Annotated in this window: 18 protein-coding genes and 1 riboswitch; of the genes, 4 read left to right on the top strand and 14 right to left on the bottom strand. The window is 38.8% G+C overall.

Annotated features, from left to right (window positions below; genetic code table 11):
• Nucleotides 1–149 precede the first annotated feature (149 nt).
• Nucleotides 150–572: a cupin domain-containing protein gene (locus ACEN4I_RS02980; RefSeq protein WP_188205019.1), complete on the top strand. Its 423-nt coding sequence runs from the start codon at nt 150–152 to the stop codon at nt 570–572.
• Nucleotides 573–691: 119 nt separating this feature from the next.
• Here ACEN4I_RS02980 and ACEN4I_RS02975 read toward each other — a convergent pair whose 3' ends face one another.
• Nucleotides 692–2,515 (bottom strand): heavy metal translocating P-type ATPase, encoded by a 1,824-nt coding sequence (locus tag ACEN4I_RS02975; RefSeq protein ID WP_188205018.1) that lies wholly within the window; start codon nt 2,513–2,515, stop codon nt 692–694.
• Nucleotides 2,516–2,613: 98 nt separating this feature from the next.
• Nucleotides 2,614–2,717, bottom strand: a riboswitch (NiCo riboswitch).
• A gap of 230 nt (nt 2,718–2,947) precedes the next feature.
• Here ACEN4I_RS02975 and ACEN4I_RS02970 point away from each other — a divergent pair.
• Complete coding sequence (locus ACEN4I_RS02970; RefSeq protein ID WP_407097378.1) at nt 2,948–3,949, top strand: nucleoid-associated protein; 1,002 nt, start codon at nt 2,948–2,950, stop codon at nt 3,947–3,949.
• Between the two features lie 67 nt (nt 3,950–4,016).
• On the opposite strand, the gene nth is transcribed toward ACEN4I_RS02970, so the two are convergent.
• A complete protein-coding gene (gene nth / locus ACEN4I_RS02965) occupies nt 4,017–4,652 on the bottom strand; it encodes an endonuclease III (protein WP_407097377.1) in 636 nt (211 codons plus the stop codon).
• A 238-nt stretch (nt 4,653–4,890) separates the two neighbouring features.
• Between nth and msrA the strand changes: the two genes are divergently transcribed.
• On the top strand, nt 4,891–5,733 hold the full coding sequence (gene msrA / locus ACEN4I_RS02960) for a peptide-methionine (S)-S-oxide reductase MsrA (protein WP_407102065.1): 843 nt from the start codon (nt 4,891–4,893) through the stop codon (nt 5,731–5,733).
• Nucleotides 5,734–5,855: 122 nt separating this feature from the next.
• On the opposite strand, the gene ACEN4I_RS02955 is transcribed toward msrA, so the two are convergent.
• The 7 genes from ACEN4I_RS02955 to ACEN4I_RS02925 all read right to left on the bottom strand — a co-directional run bounded on the left by ACEN4I_RS02955 (nt 5,856) and on the right by ACEN4I_RS02925 (nt 11,901).
• On the bottom strand, nt 5,856–6,506 hold the full coding sequence (locus ACEN4I_RS02955) for an SDR family oxidoreductase (protein ID WP_407097375.1): 651 nt from the start codon (nt 6,504–6,506) through the stop codon (nt 5,856–5,858).
• A gap of 110 nt (nt 6,507–6,616) precedes the next feature.
• Nucleotides 6,617–7,489, bottom strand: coding sequence for an aldo/keto reductase (locus ACEN4I_RS02950; protein ID WP_407102064.1), 873 nt, complete (start codon nt 7,487–7,489; stop codon nt 6,617–6,619).
• 25 nt (nt 7,490–7,514) lie between these two features.
• Nucleotides 7,515–8,234 carry a dihydrofolate reductase family protein gene (locus ACEN4I_RS02945; protein WP_407102063.1) on the bottom strand — a complete coding sequence of 240 codons (720 nt, stop codon included), beginning with the start codon at nt 8,232–8,234 and terminating at the stop codon, nt 7,515–7,517.
• Nucleotides 8,235–8,261: 27 nt separating this feature from the next.
• Nucleotides 8,262–8,825, bottom strand: a complete 564-nt coding sequence (locus ACEN4I_RS02940; protein WP_407097372.1) for a DapH/DapD/GlmU-related protein — start codon at nt 8,823–8,825, stop codon at nt 8,262–8,264.
• A gap of 416 nt (nt 8,826–9,241) precedes the next feature.
• Nucleotides 9,242–10,222, bottom strand: a complete 981-nt coding sequence (locus ACEN4I_RS02935) for an aldo/keto reductase (protein WP_407102062.1) — start codon at nt 10,220–10,222, stop codon at nt 9,242–9,244.
• Nucleotides 10,223–10,367: 145 nt separating this feature from the next.
• Nucleotides 10,368–11,066 (bottom strand): YczE/YyaS/YitT family protein, encoded by a 699-nt coding sequence (locus ACEN4I_RS02930; protein WP_407102060.1) that lies wholly within the window; start codon nt 11,064–11,066, stop codon nt 10,368–10,370.
• 94 nt (nt 11,067–11,160) lie between these two features.
• Entirely contained in the window at nt 11,161–11,901 is a 741-nt protein-coding gene (locus tag ACEN4I_RS02925) for an SDR family oxidoreductase (RefSeq protein ID WP_407097368.1), read from the bottom strand.
• A 217-nt stretch (nt 11,902–12,118) separates the two neighbouring features.
• On the opposite strand from ACEN4I_RS02925, the gene ACEN4I_RS02920 reads away from it, so the two are divergent.
• Complete coding sequence (locus tag ACEN4I_RS02920; protein WP_407102058.1) at nt 12,119–12,988, top strand: MurR/RpiR family transcriptional regulator; 870 nt, start codon at nt 12,119–12,121, stop codon at nt 12,986–12,988.
• Between the two features lie 287 nt (nt 12,989–13,275).
• Here the strand turns inward: ACEN4I_RS02920 and ACEN4I_RS02915 are convergent, their stop codons facing one another.
• The 5 genes from ACEN4I_RS02915 to ACEN4I_RS02895 form a co-directional block, all read right to left on the bottom strand.
• Complete coding sequence (locus tag ACEN4I_RS02915; RefSeq protein ID WP_407102057.1) at nt 13,276–15,183, bottom strand: heavy metal translocating P-type ATPase; 1,908 nt, start codon at nt 15,181–15,183, stop codon at nt 13,276–13,278.
• A gap of 158 nt (nt 15,184–15,341) precedes the next feature.
• Complete coding sequence (locus tag ACEN4I_RS02910; protein WP_407102056.1) at nt 15,342–15,635, bottom strand: iron-sulfur cluster repair di-iron protein, ric; 294 nt, start codon at nt 15,633–15,635, stop codon at nt 15,342–15,344.
• A gap of 32 nt (nt 15,636–15,667) precedes the next feature.
• The gene (locus ACEN4I_RS02905; protein ID WP_407097364.1) at nt 15,668–15,901 is read right to left on the bottom strand and encodes a heavy-metal-associated domain-containing protein; all 234 of its coding nucleotides are present in this window, start codon (nt 15,899–15,901) and stop codon (nt 15,668–15,670) included.
• 182 nt (nt 15,902–16,083) lie between these two features.
• Entirely contained in the window at nt 16,084–16,701 is a 618-nt protein-coding gene (locus ACEN4I_RS02900) for a CadD family cadmium resistance transporter (RefSeq protein WP_407102055.1), read from the bottom strand.
• A 16-nt stretch (nt 16,702–16,717) separates the two neighbouring features.
• The gene (locus tag ACEN4I_RS02895; RefSeq protein WP_407102054.1) at nt 16,718–17,083 is read right to left on the bottom strand and encodes an ArsR/SmtB family transcription factor; all 366 of its coding nucleotides are present in this window, start codon (nt 17,081–17,083) and stop codon (nt 16,718–16,720) included.
• Between the last annotated feature and the right edge of the window lie 58 nt (nt 17,084–17,141).

Genomic DNA, 17,141 nt, shown 5'->3' with positions numbered 1-17,141 from the left:
ACCACTCCTTTATAACTTGATTCTATATTATTTAGTGAACGTTTACTAACTTTAAGGCACTGATACTTGTTTTCCAAATGATAATTTGCTATAGTTAGATTGTAATTAATACAATTAAACAACTATTATGAAATGGAGTGATTAGGATAATGAGTATTGATTTTAAAGATCATGGCAAAAAACCTTATGTTGTAAATATTGAAGATGCTACAGTGCAAAATGATAACTACCGTACAACGATATGGACAGGTGCTAAATTACAAGTAACCGTCATGACTATTCAACCAAACGATGATATTGGCCTAGAAGTTCATCATGGAATTGATCAATTTATTCGCATCGAAGAAGGACAAGGGCTATGCCAAATGGGACCTTCTGAAGATGACTTAAATTTTGAACAAGTTGTTTCTGAAGATGAAGCCGTATTGGTTCCAGCAGATATGTGGCACAATATTAAAAATACTGGTGACAAACCATTAAGATTATATACCATTTATGCGGGTCCTGATCATGTTGAAGGAACTATTCACCCAACTCATGAAGATGCAGAAAATGATCCTAATGAACACTAAAAAAAGCCTCGCTGTATAAAGAATTTTATACAGCGAGGAAAAAACTAAAAGATTAAACCAATAAAAGTGTGTGAGCCTATCGGAAATCCCAATAGGCTCACACACTTTTATATTTTTTATTAACGCAACAAACGCAATCCATTCAAAATAACTAAAATCGTCGATCCTTCATGGAAGACAACTCCTACCGGCAAATCTAAATAACCTAAAAGGTTTAAAATCATCAATAGGATGATCACACTGATAGAGAAGAAAATATTTTGTTTAATAATTCGGTTCAATCGTTTGCTTAAGTGATAACTATAAAGCAATTTAGCTAAATCATTTTTTACAATCACCACATCCGCTGACTCTATCGCCACCGATGACCCGCTACCCATAGCAATACCGATATCTGCATTCGCTAACGCAGGTGCATCATTGATTCCATCTCCAACCATGCCTACCACCTTTTTATTTCGCTGACTTTTCAAGATATGTTTAATCTTATCTTCTGGAAGACAATTGGCTACATAATCATTTACTTTGACTTTCTTAGCAACTTTCGAAGCAACCATTTCATTGTCTCCAGTCAAAAGTACAACTTGAATACCTTCTTTTTGAAAACCAGCTACTGCTTCGATTGCCTCATCCCGAATTTCATCAGAAAGAGAAATGTATCCAACAATTTCATTGCTTTTCGCCACAAAAATCGTCGTATTTTCTTCAACTGCTTTACCAAGATAATAATTTTTATCAGGGTACCCACTAAATGTACTTGGTTTCCCTATTTCAATTGCTCCTTTTCTAACACCTTGTCCTGCTATTTCCTCCACAGGTTCTGAAGTATCAATGTCTGTAAAGTTTCTGTTTTCAAAAGCTGCCACAATAGCATTAGCTATTGGATGGTTAGATTGTTGTTCCATATAAACTACTTCATTCAAAATGTCTTCTGGAACTTCATAATTTAATACTCTGAAATCACCAAATGTCAGTGTCCCCGTTTTATCACTATATAAAATGTCCATCGTATTCAAAGACTCCATTGCTGCTCCGCCTTTAACTAACACCCCATTTTTTGCTCCATTACTGATAGCACTTAATGTTGCTGGTGTAGCAGAAGCAACCAAAGCACATGGGCTAGCAACGGTTAATAAAACCATCCCTCTATAAAAAGCGTCCTCAAAGCTATACTCGTTGAAATAATAAAGACTCGCAATGAATAATGGGACCATAATTAAAACAACTAGTACGTATTTCGTTTCAAAACGATCAATAATTTTAGATATTTTCGAAGGGCTTTTCTGTGCTTCTTCTACCATTCGTATAATATTTGAGAAGACGGTTTGGTCACTCGTTGTATTCACTTCAAGATGAAAGGCATTTCCTTCATTGAAAGTCCCAGAAAATACTTCGGCTCCCTTTTCTTTTTCAACAGGCATTGATTCCCCAGTAAGGCTGGATTCATTGATTTGCGTTTTTCGGTCGGAATACCCATCAATGGGTATCTGTGCTCCTTTTGAAACGACTACAATGTCACCAACTTTTAACGATTCAGTGGGTACTTCACTCACTTCACCATTTTCTTTTAGCAATTGCGCTGTAGAAGGCACATGAGATAGCAACTCAGAAATAGCACTTTTGGATTTATTGGTTGCATAGGATTCTAGAGCTTCTGAGCCAGCAAAAATAAGCAGTAATACAGCTCCTTCTGATTCATAATGAATCAAACATGCACCTAATGCGGCTAAAACCATTAGCAAATCAACATTTGGAGCTTTAGAATGAATTGTTTCTGTCACCGCTTTTTTAGCTGAAAAGAACCCTAAAAAGAAAATGGCCACATAAAAAGAAAGTGAACTATAAAAACCTCCCATCGTATTTAAAATAAATCCAATAATTGTAAAAAAGACTCCAATGACTAAAAACTGTCCTGAACGCGTATTGCTTAAAAACTTCCACATTTTCCTCTTCCTTTCTGTAATTTTTTTTAAGTTAGTGGTTAGATTTTCCCTCCTTAATAAAAAGTAAAAATAAAAAAGGCACACCTATAGGACAGTAGTACTGTCCCACAGGTGTGCCTTTTTGGCACTACTCTGCTATCACACATGTGTGATCCGGCCGCATGAACCTCTAAGAGTTCACCGCCTGTTCAGATTTAATTGGCTCTCATTCTTACATTAACGATAAGACAGAAGAGCAAGTTAAATTAGATTTATATACATTTATAATACCATTTACTAATTGAAGTATCAACGGTTACTCCACTGTGTAAAATAGTCTTTTTTTATAAACAAGCTGCGGGAAAACTTTTACCCCATTTCCTGAGAAATCTCTTTTGCGACTTTCAAATTTGTGAGATACTACTAAGCGTGATTGATAATGGAGGGAACAACATGATTTATATAAAAGAAGCTATTTTACATATTTTTGATGTGAACAGCAACGAGCCTATCTTTTCATTTGCTGGCTTGGATATTTCGGAAAAATTCACCATGGACTACATCCATGCCATGATTGAAAAGGTAGAAGATTCAGACAACATGAAAAAAGGGGTTTTAACAGAAAACAACCCTTTGATCCCCGCTTTTTCTACTCTTCAAGATAACTTTGTGGAGACTACAAAAGCATTAGCGGAAAAGTTCTTTTCCATCACAAAACTTAATCCAGAGATACCGCCAGCTGATTTATTGTGCGTTTATTTCACTTTGGATGAAGTACCTTGTTTAGGGCTTTTCAAATTAAATTATTCGGACAGTGTAACTCACTATGTGTCTTATGAAACAGAACAACTCACCAACCAGTTGATGATCAACCGCTCAATCTTGCCGAGTGCTCGCCAAGCTATCCAAGAAGGTTTGGTCTTAAATTTGAACAACATGGAATACCATGTGATTGAGAAAAAACATTTGATCGATGAATTAGGGGAAAAAGTCTTTTACTTCACCGAGATGTTTTTAGAAGATAAACCTCAACCGAGCCTGAAAGAAAATATCTCGATCATCAAAAAAGCCGTTCAAAAAACCAGCAAAGCTTTTAATGAGGAAGAGTTCCAAGTACTCGCCGAAACGAAAGATGCGCTTGTCTATAGTATGACCGAAGAAAACGTCATTGATAACCAAGTGATTGCCGAGGCCCTTTACGGAGATAATCACGCTAAAAAAGAAAAATTCTTTGAAGAAGTAACGGAAATGGGATACGTTGACCGTGCTCCAGCTGAAGTTGCTGTAGCTGGTCCTAAGTATTCCAAACAAAAATTCCGGTTAGATAATGGGATTGAAATCAGTATCCCGATAGACTTGTATAAAGATCCTGAAGTCGTCGAATTTATCAATAATCCAGACGGCACCACATCCGTGATGATTAAGAATATTGAAAAAATCAAAAATCTATTCTAAGAAATCTTCCTTTGTATGAGCTTTTCACTGCTTAGTACAAAGGAAGATTTCTTTATTTCGGCAACGATTATTTATCGATTTCTTCTAAGTTTTCATATAACTGTGGATACTCATGGCACTTCATATTTCTAGGTGTACATATTTCTCTTCCGAATGAGATCATGGATTGGTGGGCTCTTCCCCAGTATTTTGCTGGGATAATTTCTGTCACGCGTTCTTCGATTTGTTTGGGTGTCGCGTTTTCTTCTACTATTTCGTGATGTTTACAGACTCTCGCGACATGTGTATCGACTGCAAAAGCATCTTGGTTAAAGGCAACGTTCAATAAAATATTGGCTGATTTAGGTCCGATCCCCGTTAGTGTTTGCAGTTCTTCACGAGTGTTTGGAACTACTCCATCAAATTTTTCAAGTAATTGGCAGCTGCTTTTATAAATATACTTTGCTTTATTCCGGTAGAGCCCGACTGTTCTTATGTACGATTCAATTTCTTCAGGCGAAGACTCGATAACCGCTTGAGGATTTGGATAACGCTCGAATAACTGGTCTTTTACTTTAGCGACTGATTCATCTGTTGCCTGAGCACTTAATATGACGACCATCAACAATTGAAAGGGATTTTGATAACGCATTGTTGGGATAGCATCGGGATAGAGTTTCATTATTTCATAGATAACGTGTTGAGCAGCTTCTTTTGTCAGCATAGGCGTTCCTTTCTCTGATTCTTTTTTTTTAAATATACCATATTTTCAACAACACTAAAATCAAGTTTATTAGTGTCCCTCTTTTCTATGAAGCCAGAAACATAAGGATAGTTTTGCTTTGAAATCAAGGTTGTCAAATTCCACACTTTCTAAGATTCAATGGTTCTTTAACACCGCCAGCTACGGTATAATAGAAAAAACCAGCTTCTCAAAAATACACCTAAGGAGGGGCCTTGAGATGAGACAGAATCGCGAAGAAATGCTCAATGATTTGTATAACCTGATCCTCGATCCTGCTACTAGGGAATGGGAGCGATCGTTACTCTTGTCAGCTAAAAACGCCTTAGAAGATGGTGCGCATTTTGATATCCAGCTTTCAAAGCTTGAAGCCGATCTGCGTCCACTGGCTTTGAGAAATAATCTGACTCCTGATGTGACAGATTTTTATAATAAAATTACGAATACTGGTACTGCTGACACTCCATTTGACCTTGCAAAACACTCCATTGATGACCCAGTTTACCAAGATTCTGCCTTATTTGCAGGCGGCTGTTTTTGGTGCATGGTAGAACCTTTTGAAAACCGTAATGGTATTATTTCCGTTTTATCTGGATATACGGGCGGACATATAGACCACCCTACTTATGACCAAGTGAGCGGTCAATACACAGGTCACGTAGAGGCAGTGGAGATTATTTTTGATACGAGGATCATACAATACGCTGATCTAGTGGAACTTTATTGGCAATTGACAGATCCAACAGATGCATCCGGTCAATTTCAAGACCGAGGCAGTCAATATCGGCCAGTCATTTTTGTAAAAAACGAACAACAACGCCAGATCGCTGAAGCCTCCAAGCAGCGATTAGCCGATTCTGGCAAATACAATAAGCCGATTGTTACATCAATTGAATCTGCCACTGTCTTTTGGCCGGCAGAAAACTACCATCAGCAATTTTATAAAAAGAATCCTAAACGGTATAAAAGAATCGAGCGGTCTCGCCGACAATTTTTGGCGTTTCAACGTTTACAAGGTAGACTTCGGACTAAAAACAGAAAATCCAAAAGAGAAACTGAATAAGTTGAAGGATATTTTAGAGGATGCAATTTCCGTCTGTTTCTTCACTATGTTTTCAACATAAAGATACCCCAAGAAGTAGACTGAAACTGACTACTCTTTGGGGTACTTTATTTTTAAAATGACTACAACTTACTGACCGCTTCTTCAACAGCTGTATTACCAGCCAAGACTTCAAATTCTTTGTTGATTGTGTTGTCATTGCGGAGTACAGAAATCAATGTTCGAGCTACATCTTGACGAGGAATCTCGTTGATGTCTTGCCCCATGCCCACTTTGATTTGATCGGTACCAGCCGTATCCACTAGCATACCTGGATGAACGATCGTCCAGTCTAGTTGAGTACGGTTTTTTAACCATTCATCAGCATAGTTTTTGGCGATCGTATAGATTTGCAGATCATTTTCTTTTGCCATTTCCTCACGACCTGTACGGAAAGTGCTGACCATAACAAAACGCTTGACGCCTGCTTGTTCTGCAGCGGTCATGGCTTTAACAGCTCCGTCTAAGTCGATCAACACGGTTTTGTCGAGACCGCTTCCTCCTGCACCTGCACTGAAAACAACTGCATCGACATCTTTCATCGCTTCAGCCAACTCATCTATTGAGTTTTTGACCAAATCTAAGAGAACGGTTTGGATACCTCGTTCTTCGAAAAATCCAGCTTGTTCAGCCTTACGTATCATGGCGATTTCTTCAATAGAGCTATCCTCTTTTGCAAAATCAGCAAAGTGATGAGCTACTTTTCCATTGGCACCTATAACGAATACTTTCATTTGAAATCTCCTCTCACTATTTAATGAACTAATTTCAGCATAGCATGTGTCAGCTAAATTTTCCATTAATTGGAAACGCATGGTTTTTTCCTACGTAGAAACTATTATGATTACTTGTTTTTGTATTGCGAACTAAAGACCGGCATGATTTGATCGTCGCCATAAGTTTCGATAAGAGGCAATTCATTCAACGTTTTCATGTCTTCCTCAGAAATCGTAAAATCGATCGCCGCATTATCTTTCATATGGTCTTTGCTGATAGATTTAGGCAAAGCAACAGTATCTAATTGAATAACATAGCGGATGCTTAATTGAGCAGGTGAGACCTCATATTTTTCAGCCATCTTTTTAACAACAGGATGGTCAAGGATCGCACCATGAGCAATTGGCGAGTAAGCTTCAACAACAATATTTTGGCTTTGACTGTACTCGATCACATCTCTAGGAACATTTGTGATATGAGCAAGGATTTGATTTACCATTGGTTTGACTTTGCCGTTATGGATCAGGTTTTCCAAATCAACTTGTTCAAAGTTGGAAACACCTATTGCCCGCAATTTTCCAGCTTCATAAGCTTCTTCCAAAGCACGCCACGCTTCTAGATTGCCTTCGAAGTAATGGTTTCCGTCACGGAAGTTAGCCCAAGGTTGCGGACTATGGATAATCATTAAATCAATATAATCCATATTCAAGCGTTCCAGAGATTCATCGATGGCTTTGACAGCTTCACCGTAGTTTTTGATATCGCCTTCGAGTTTTGTGGTGACAAAGATCTTTTTACGGTCGACACCAGACTCTTTGATGCCTCGACCTACACCTTTTTCATTTCGATAAGATTCAGCCGTATCGATATGACGATAACCCAGATCAAGGGCATCTTTGACAACTTGAACCACTCTTTCATCATCAATCATCCAAGTTCCTAAACCCAATTTAGGAATCTCAACTCCATTTGATAATGTATACATTTCATTTAATACCATTTGTTTGCCTTCTTTCTATACTTACTTATTTTTTGACAGAATAGCGGATCCATACTGTTCCGTGTTCCAATGTTTCAACAGATTCCAATTGGAAGGCTGTCTCTTTGATTTCGGTATAAGGTTCTTTAGCGACGAAGAACCGATGTCCGCTCGGATCTCCATTTGCGATAGGTGACAAGATGACGCTGACTTCATCGACTAGGCCATTCTGTACAAATGACCAATTGAGTGTTCCGCCCCCACCGACCATCATTCGTTCGATACCGAATAAATTGTAAAACTTGTCCAGCATGACTTCATAGTCGATCTGGTCTTTTCCGGCAATGATATACGATATTCTTTTCTTTCTAAGGAAATCTTTATATGCGTTTGATGCTTTTTCTGTTAAGACTTCTACAACAGGAGAATCGATACCGCCATAAGCGGAAAAATTTTCTTCAAAAGCCAGTTCTCCTCGTGCATCAATGGACAAATAATACATCGGTGCATCTCGATCTGCTGCATAATCCCCTTCAGGAACAGGTGCTGCATTCTCATTCAACTTTGGTGTTTTATAATGCGTCATATTGTCTTCCGTTGTTGTTTTACCGTTCAAATAGCCTTGGATGCCGAATCGCTGTTTTTCAGGAGTGATAGAAATTTCCTGATATTGACGGCTAGCTTCTTTAAATTCGGGCAAGTCCATAATGTCTAGATTGCCATCGATAGAGGTGTGGGTATGGATAATCACATAAGGTTTATTCATCTTTTCATTCTCCTCTTATTTATCGTTTTAATCAATTTCTTTAATGATTCTCGCAGGTGTGCCTGCAACGATCACATTATCTGGTACATCTTTCGTAACGGTAGCATCTGCTGCAACGATAGCATTTTTACCGACAGTTACACCAGCCAAAATCGTTGCATTTGCACCGATCCAAGCATTCTCTTTGATGCGAATCGAATCTACTATTATCCCTCTTCTTTTTACTGGGTCAACTAGATGGTTCACTGTTAGCAAACGAGCGCCAGGACCGATCAATACATGATCTTCAAGGTAAATACCGCCTAAGTCAACGAAAGTAACATTTTGATTGAGAAAAATATCTTTCCCAAATGAAATATGTTTCCCGAAATCTGTGTAAAAAGGCAGAGAAACCGTAACCGAAGAATCGATCGATTCACCTGTGATTTCTTCAAGCGATGCGATCACGTCTTCTGGAGCATGGTAACCTGTATTCAATTCCATCACTAATCTTTCATTACCTGCCTTTTGCTCATGTATTTCTTCAAAAAGCGGGGAATCTTTTACAATTTCTTTTTTAATGATTCGATTTAATAAATCTTTCATCATCATTAGCCACCTATCCAATTATTTCTTGTTATTTCCATCATACTAGGCTAAACCTAACTTGGCTAATACCTATACTTCATACTTAGCTATTCTTTTTAACTATAACTAAAGAAGTTTTTTGGGGGTTTCCCGTAGATTGAATTTTTTTGACAGAATGACAAGATAAATAATCTTTATCTACCTTATGGAGAACATTCTTGTGCTCACAAGTCAGGTATAGGAGATAAACCTGACTTACCGTAATGATTTTATGACCCACAAGTAAAGTAATTTTTTTACTTCTTCATGTTTTGCCATTTTACATTCCCCTATCTTATTTGTATTCGACCCACTAATTTTCAATACCTATGTCTGCCTTATAAACTTATAGAGCTCACCGATTACTCAACACTGAGAAACGATAAGCTCCTTTTTTATTCTTAAATAGCACCCGTAACTTTATGCGGCAAATAAGGTTCTTCTAAATAAGCGATTTGCTCTTGTGTCAAAACAATGTCAGTCGCTGGTATGGCATCAAGTAAGTGGCTTTCTTTTGTTGCGCCAATGATCGGTGCAACAACTTGGTCTTTTTGAAGCAGCCATGCTAATGCAATCTGTGCTCTCTTCGCTCCATGAGTTTCTGCTACTTCGGCCACACGTTCTACGATCATTTTATCTTGTTCTTCTGTTTGGTCATATTTGGACTTCGCTGTCGTATCGGTGATAAATCGTTTTGTCTCTGCGCTCCAATCTCTTGTCAGCCTGCCAGCAGCCAATGGACTGTATGGAGTAACTGCGATTTTTTGGTCCTCGCATAAAGGAAGCATCTCTCTTTCTTCCTCACGATACAACAGGTTCAAATGATTTTGCATAGAAACAAACTTGGTCCAGCCATTTTTTTCTGCCACTGCTTGAGCTTTAGCAAATTGCCAAGCATACATAGCTGAAGCACCAATGTATCTTGCTTTCCCTGACTTCACTATATCATGCAGCGCTTCCATTGTTTCTTCAATTGGCGTATTGTAATCCCAACGATGAGTAATATATAAATCTACATAATCCATATCAAGACGCTCTAAACTTTGATCGATTTGATGAAAAAGAGCTTTTCTGGACAGCCCGCCGCTGTTAGGAGCTTGTTTCATTTTCATATAAGCTTTTGTAGCGACGACAATTTCATCACGATTGGCATACTCATTAAGAGCTTTTCCAAGAATTTTCTCGCTTGCACCATAAGAACAAATATTGGCTGTATCAAAAAAGTTGATCCCTAGATCCAAAGCCTTTTTAATGACTGGTTTACTTTCGTCTTCTTTCAAGACCCATTCATGAAAACCACTATTCGGATCCCCAAAACCCATGGCACCTAAACAAATTGGCGAAACATCCATACCTGTATTCCCAAATTTCACATATTCCACTCTAATTCCTCCTAAACTGAATTTTGATCGTTGCAAGTCTTACTTTAGCTCTTGGAGTTCACTCCAAGTCAAGGAAAAAGAACTCTAAATTCAAAGAATTCTTTTTATTTCTATTCTATTAGAGGGAATATAGCCTCCAAATAATTTAATCCATCGCTTTATATTGTTCTACAGATTTTATCTCAACTTTTCCAACTGACTCTTCTTCTAAAAGATTCAGTCGTTTAAAAAGAGGCCGCAATTTGGCCATGAAGAATCCCATCAAGGGTGCAAATAGCAGCATACCTATGATCGTACCTTCTCTTAAAGTTAGAGGAAGTGAGAAACCAAAAGTAAGAATCAGTACGACCGTGACACTGATGAAATCCATTCCTTGTCTGATTTTTGGAAAATCAAATCTGGTAGCTTGCGAGATAGCCATACAGAAACCTTCTAAAGCAAATGTCACCACATTGAGCACCATCACTGCGCTCACAAGCAGCGCCATGAGGACAAGTGCCCCTAACAGTAAGAAAAGGTTGACCATGTAGCTGTCGATCGTAATCGGCCCCAACACATCATACAAGAAGAAATTGATAATGGTCCCTAAAAAAACGTTCAAAGGCAACTGCAACAACTGAATCCATTTGAAATTCTTTTTTAAGATGAGGATCTGCCCTAAAACACAGAGACTATTGAACACCATTCCAATGGTCCCGATTTTTATGCCAGACAGATAAGATACTGACTGAGCCATAGCATCCCAAGCTCCAACGCCGATGGCTGCTTTTAGGGAAATAGACGCTCCCATACCAACCATAACCATTAAGACGGTTAAAAGAGTCACCCTTTTTAGTTGTTTCATGCACATCCTCCATTCTATCTGAATAACCAGAGTCAAAATAAAAGCAGTCGAATTCTACATTACAATCAATAAAAGCCCTCTTTATCAGAGTAGTCTATTCAAATCCTTTTTTAGTAGGGAGAAGAACGATTTCACTAACTGTCACCGTTTCCGGTGTTCCGATGGCATAAATCACTGCGTCCGCAACATCGCTGGATTTCAACCCGATTTTGTGTTGAAGATCCTCTGTCCATTTGCGGCGTTCCGGATCATTAATTGTATTATGGAGTTCCGTATCCACAGTCCCTGGAGAAATGACCGTACTACGAATATTGTTTTCTCGCTCTTCTTGGCGCAAGCCTTCCATAATAGCAATGACCGCCGTTTTTGTCCCGCAGTAAACTGCTCCGCCGGGGAATACCATATGTCCAGCTTCAGAAGAAGTGGTGATGATGTGACCAGATTGCTGTTGCTTCATGATTGGAAGGACAGCAGCTATCCCGTTCAATACTCCCATCACATTGATATCGATTGTTTGCTGCCATTCTTCGTATCGTTTTTCTGCTAACGGAGCTTGAGGCATGACTCCTGCATTGTTGAAAAGGACATCTACTCGTCCGTATTTTTCAAGCGCTAAATCTACTACTGCCTGAGCTTGGTCTTTATCAATGACATCTGCGACCGCATAAGAAATATCTGCGTTCGGTAAGGATTCAACTAGCGTTTTCAAACGGTCTTCTCTACGAGCTGCAACAACTAGCTTAGCTCCCATTTCTGCAAGCTTTTGTGCTGTAGCTTCTCCAATACCGCTTGAGGCTCCCATAATAATGACGACTTTGTCTTGAATAGCAAACATTATTTATGACTTCCTTTCTTTTTTCACTTAAAAAAGCGCCTTCATTCTAATTCATATGGCACTTCAATTTCACAGCTCTTTACTGTCATTATATAGGAGGTTCCCTTATTAACAAGACAATCAAGTAAACATCAAATGTCGTTTACAATTTATTTACAAAATCAAACTTTTTTGTAAACGCTATTTACGTGAGCTATACTAAAAAAGGGTGATAAAAATGCTGTTAACAGAAAGAATGAAAGAAAAGATTTTCTCTCCTTCAGAAGAAGCCATTATTGACTATATGTTTGATCAACGGGGAGATATTCGAGATAAAACTACAAAGCAAATAGCTGCAGAAACCTATACCCATCCTTCAACATTGATACGTGTTGCCAAAAAACTGGGGTATCAAGGATGGGTGGAGCTGAGAAACGTCTTTAGTGAAGAAGTCAGCTATTTGAATAGTCCCTTTAAAGATATAGAGGCTAATTATCCTTTTGAAGAGGATGATTCGGTTCTTACCATCGCAAATAAAATAGCCGCACTAAAACAAACGACCATCAGCGACACTTTGTCTTTGCTCAATAAAGATGAGTTGCAAAGAGCCGCAGAATTGTTGAATCAAGCAAAAGAGATCAAAATATTTGCGATAAACAATAACTTATTTCTTTGTCATGACTTCAAATCACAGATGACCCGTATCGGAAAAACAGTCCATCTTTGTACTGTAGATCAAGGGTATGAGGCAGTCAATTGTGATCCAAATACTTGTATCATCCTCATCTCTTACACGGGAGAAACTAAAGAGATCGTCCATTTGCTGCCGATTTTAGAAAGCAGAAAAACGCCGATCATTGTGTTGACCAGCATTGGTGATAATACATTAACGAAGCAGGCTGATTGCGTCCTTCGTATGACCACGCGTGAAAAGCTGTATTCCAAAATAGGAAGTTTTAGTTCGAACAGTTCGATCTCTTTCCTTTTGGATACTCTTTATGGCTGTGTATTCTCCAAGGATTACCGCAATAACTTAGACCATAAAATCAACATCTCAAAATACTATGATCAACGTCAGAGTTTCAATAAAGTCATTGATGAAGAGTAAATCTTTAACCAGCAATAGGAGCAAGTCAGCAAAAAAAAAAGTATTCTGCTAATTTGGAAGCTGTTCTCACTTTTTTGCGTTACCTATTGCATTGATTATTTGGATAAAGGGAACGCAAAACTAAGTTACGTTCCCTTTAAAGGCAGATGATCTCAAAAAAGGAACGCAAATCGGATTTGCGTTCCTTTTTTGGCTTGAATTTTGACTAAAGGGCACGCAAATTGACTTTCGATCGTTTAGAAGCAGCGTAACCAAATTGCAGGATGCTTTCTTTTTAGATAGACCTTCTAGGTCACAGATATATTTGATGTTGATGTAGTTGTTGCTTTCTCGCGATTTTGTTTGCCGTTCAATTTGTAACTCAACAACCTCATTCCGTTAAAAATAACGACTAAGATACTGCCTTCATGCACCAACATTCCGATAGACATATTCATCCATTCGCTGAAGAAAACACTGGCCAGTAAGACTAAGACCACACCAACTGCGATAAGGATATTTTGTTTCATATTCCGTGCAGTGGCTTTTGTCAATCCTAAGGCATGAGGCAAGCGGCTGAAATCAGAGTTCATCAAGACAACATCCGACGTTTCAATCGCCACATCTGTCCCGCTCCCCATTGCAATTCCGATATTCGCCAAAGCTAATGAAGGACTGTCGTTAACACCGTCTCCAACAAAAGCGACGATTTGCCCCTGTTGTTGTAAGTGTGCGATATGCGCTGATTTGTCTTCGGGCAGCATATGACCATGCGCCTCTGTTAATCCCAATTCACGCGCCACCACATCCACCGTCCCTTGGTTGTCCCCCGAAAGAACAACTAAGTTTTTCACACCTAACTTTTTCAATGCTTGCAACTCTTTTTTGACTCCCACACGGATCTGGTCGCGAATGCCCATCAGGATCTTCAATTCGCCATCGACCGCTGTCAGAACAAGCGAATTCCCGTTTTGTTCAAATCGCCTTACATCTGCTTGCGCTTTATTATTGAGCATCACGTTTTCTTTTTCCATTAATGCTACATTACCCACAGCTACCCGCTGGCCATCCACATTGGCTACGATACCGTCGCCTTTGACAACTTCTGTCCCTTCTACTGTCGAAAACGTCGTTTCTCCTATTTCTTGCAAGACGGCTTTTGCGAGCGGATGATCGGATTCGCGTTCTACGCTGGCCAAATACTCAAGTGCTTCATTCGAATTGTCACCATAAATCTCTATCTCCGCTACAGTTGGGTTCCCTCTTGTCAGCGTACCTGTTTTATCAAATACGATCGTATCCACTCGGCTGAAGTCATGGATCACTTCACTACCTTTAAGAAGAACACCATTGCGAGCTCCATTTCCAATTCCAGCAACATTTGAGACAGGTACTCCGATAACCAAAGCACCTGGACAGCCCAGAACCAAAATAGTGATAGCCAGTTCGATGTTTCGGCTGAACAGCCACACTACAAATGAGAGGACCAAAACAGCCGGCGTGTAGTATTTGGAAAAGCGGTCAATGAACCGTTCTGCTTCCGACTTGGAATCTTGCGCTTCTTCCACGAGTTCAATGATTTTCCCAAACGTCGTATCTTCTCCCACTCGGTCAGCTCGGATTTGAATGGTCCCATTTTCTAAAATCGTTCCGGCATACACTTCAGCGTCCGTAGTTTTGTTTACCGGTACAGGTTCGCCTGTGATACTGGCTTCATTAATATGCCCTGCTCCCGACAAGACTGTACCGTCTACCGGAATTTTTGCACCGGTCTTGACGAGCAAGACGTCGCCTTCATCTACATCGTCCACATCTACTTCTTCAAATCCTCCATCTTCCATTTGGCGCAAAGCACTTTCTGGTGCCATTTCAGTCAGTTCTTTGATCGCCGAACGTGTTTGGTTCAATGTGCGTTGTTCCAAAAAATGTCCGAATAAAAATAAAAACGTCACGATAGCGGATTCTTCATAGTTTTGGATCCAAAATGCTCCAATAACAGCGATGGTGACCAAGACATCGATGCTGACGACTTTTACTTTTAGGGCTTGGTACGCTTGAACGGCAATAGGAGCAACTCCCAAAATAGAAGCGATGATCAAAGCTCCTTCAGAAAGCCCCACATTTTCTAAAACAAAATGGCTGAAGAATCCAAATACGATCAACACTCCGCTGATCAATGTAAGATGGTTTTTCTTACTTAATAGATGCTGCTGCATGATTTTTTCCTCCTGTTTTTTATTGTTGAGTATAGTATAAGATGGTTTCTCAATATAATAATTGACTGCCATCAAGTTTGAGACATTAGTTTTCTATTTGAACAAAAAAACTCCAGAAAGAAAAGTCTCTATTTTCTTTCTGGAGTTTATATGATGAATCACACTTGATAAGCTTGGTCTGTTTCCAAAAGCATGTTATACACTGCTGCATACGTTTCACAGACATCGCCGGGAATGACATAATTATCTGTGATCTCACGCAATTGTGTAAATTCTGCATCCAAATCTGGTTTAGCAGAACCAGCTGCATGTGTTTTTTCATTGATTGCACTGAATAAATCCCGCACCTCAAACGCTTCGGGGTGGTTCTTGCCATGTGCACGAGTGATCGCTGCAGTGAACAGGTCTAATTTTTCAAAATTTTTGTTTGCTGCTTCATTGAATGTTGTCATGATGATACTCCTTCTTTCTTGATTGGATTCTTTTAAGCTGATTTCACTTTTGTTTTAAGAACTGGATAGCCCAAGTCTACGATCGCTTTCTCGATTTGTTCGATGGAAACAGTCTGTTCATCAAATTCCGTTTTCACTTTGCTGGAGTTGAACAATACTTTGACGCTTTCTTTATCGATCCCGTTCAATCCTTTTACAGCGTTTTCGATTTTTTGCATACAGCTTGGACAAGACAACGTTTCTAATGTAAGGACGGCTTTTGTCATGATGTATATCTCCTTTATTGTTTTTTGTAGTAGAGGTTTTCACTCCCTCTTCTTCTTTACAACTGTAGTATAGCCGATTTGTGAAGAAGGAAAATTGATGCTGGTCAAGTTTTGAAATCTGATCTCTAAAAAAGAAACGACCACCCAGAATATGCCTGGAAAGGCCGTTTCAAATTTTATCATTAAGCTAAAAAACTTAGTAGAGCTTGAATAGTTCCATTCTCTACCATGATAAATATCCCTAATCCAATAAACACAACAGGCACAATGATCCGTTCATATTTTTCAAGCGTTTCAGAGACAAAAGAAATTTTTGCTAATCGATAACTGATATAACAAAGAAGCGCAATCGAAATAGCAAATACAACTAGAGCTATTCCAATTTCTAGAACCGACAGAGCGGTAAAGTAAGGAATATAAATACCTAGATTATCGCCGCCCGATGCAATCGTTATTAAAGCAACCGTCCAGAACAAGCGGCTGGTTCCTCGAGACTCCAGCTTCTCAACCACTTCCTCCTCTTCTTCTTCCTCTTCACCCACTAAAGCAACTCGAATCCCTAAATAAATTGGAATCAGTCCAAGAAGCCCGATCATCCAATCTTGAGGAATAAAATTCAGTACATATGCAGCAAACAAACTCACTGCTACCAAGATTCCTGTTCCAAGATATTGTCCCCAATAAATATGACGGATTCCCTTTTTGGTATGACTTTGCGAAAAAATAATCAACAAAATAAATAAATAATCAATACTAGTAGAAATATAAACAGCTATGGCTGTAAAAACACTTTGTAACAAACTTGCTTCCTCCAAACTAAGATTTCATAATTTTATTTTCTGGTACATTGAAAAAAGCACGAATGATCGAATGTACTTCTTCATTCACTATAGAATAATAAACCATCTTTCCATCTTGTCGCGATATTGCCATTCCATGCTTTTTTAAAAATCGTAAGTGATGTGACGTTGTAGCTATACTGGCATCCAATATAGCTGCCAAATCACAGACACACATTTCCTTGTACGTTTCTAAAGCATAAAAAATTTTGATCCTAGATATATCTCCAAAGCATCTCCCTAACGCAAGTAAACTTGAAAAGTCTTTTTCGTCCAATATGCTTTTTACATTTTCTACTTTTTCTTTATGTAAGATATTCGTTTTACAAACCTCTATACCCATTATCCTCACCTCTCATTCAAATATCTATTTGAATGAATTATATCTTTTGGATTATCCT

Origin of the sequence: Desemzia sp. FAM 23990, assembly GCF_045528485.1 — a bacterium.
In the GTDB taxonomy this organism is placed as follows: Bacteria; Bacillota; Bacilli; order Lactobacillales; family Carnobacteriaceae; genus Desemzia.
Note: the sequence above shows the minus strand (reverse complement) of the source record. Positions and strands in the feature narration are given on the sequence as shown.

Excerpts from the sequence above, each read along its gene's own strand:
- ACEN4I_RS02980 (WP_188205019.1), top strand. The coding sequence starts at position 150 with ATGAGTATTGATTTTAAAGATCATGGCAAAAAACCTTATGTTGTAAAT.
- ACEN4I_RS02975 (WP_188205018.1), bottom strand. The coding sequence starts at position 2,515 with ATGTGGAAGTTTTTAAGCAATACGCGTTCAGGACAGTTTTTAGTCATT.
- ACEN4I_RS02970 (WP_407097378.1), top strand. The coding sequence starts at position 2,948 with ATGATTTATATAAAAGAAGCTATTTTACATATTTTTGATGTGAACAGC.
- nth (WP_407097377.1), bottom strand. The coding sequence starts at position 4,652 with ATGCTGACAAAAGAAGCTGCTCAACACGTTATCTATGAAATAATGAAA.
- msrA (WP_407102065.1), top strand. The coding sequence starts at position 4,891 with ATGAGACAGAATCGCGAAGAAATGCTCAATGATTTGTATAACCTGATC.
- ACEN4I_RS02955 (WP_407097375.1), bottom strand. The coding sequence starts at position 6,506 with ATGAAAGTATTCGTTATAGGTGCCAATGGAAAAGTAGCTCATCACTTT.
- ACEN4I_RS02950 (WP_407102064.1), bottom strand. The coding sequence starts at position 7,489 with ATGGTATTAAATGAAATGTATACATTATCAAATGGAGTTGAGATTCCT.
- ACEN4I_RS02945 (WP_407102063.1), bottom strand. The coding sequence starts at position 8,234 with ATGAATAAACCTTATGTGATTATCCATACCCACACCTCTATCGATGGC.
- ACEN4I_RS02940 (WP_407097372.1), bottom strand. The coding sequence starts at position 8,825 with ATGATGATGAAAGATTTATTAAATCGAATCATTAAAAAAGAAATTGTA.
- ACEN4I_RS02930 (WP_407102060.1), bottom strand. The coding sequence starts at position 11,066 with ATGAAACAACTAAAAAGGGTGACTCTTTTAACCGTCTTAATGGTTATG.
- ACEN4I_RS02925 (WP_407097368.1), bottom strand. The coding sequence starts at position 11,901 with ATGTTTGCTATTCAAGACAAAGTCGTCATTATTATGGGAGCCTCAAGC.
- ACEN4I_RS02920 (WP_407102058.1), top strand. The coding sequence starts at position 12,119 with ATGCTGTTAACAGAAAGAATGAAAGAAAAGATTTTCTCTCCTTCAGAA.
- ACEN4I_RS02915 (WP_407102057.1), bottom strand. The coding sequence starts at position 15,183 with ATGCAGCAGCATCTATTAAGTAAGAAAAACCATCTTACATTGATCAGC.
- ACEN4I_RS02910 (WP_407102056.1), bottom strand. The coding sequence starts at position 15,635 with ATGACAACATTCAATGAAGCAGCAAACAAAAATTTTGAAAAATTAGAC.
- ACEN4I_RS02905 (WP_407097364.1), bottom strand. The coding sequence starts at position 15,901 with ATGACAAAAGCCGTCCTTACATTAGAAACGTTGTCTTGTCCAAGCTGT.
- ACEN4I_RS02895 (WP_407102054.1), bottom strand. The coding sequence starts at position 17,083 with ATGGGTATAGAGGTTTGTAAAACGAATATCTTACATAAAGAAAAAGTA.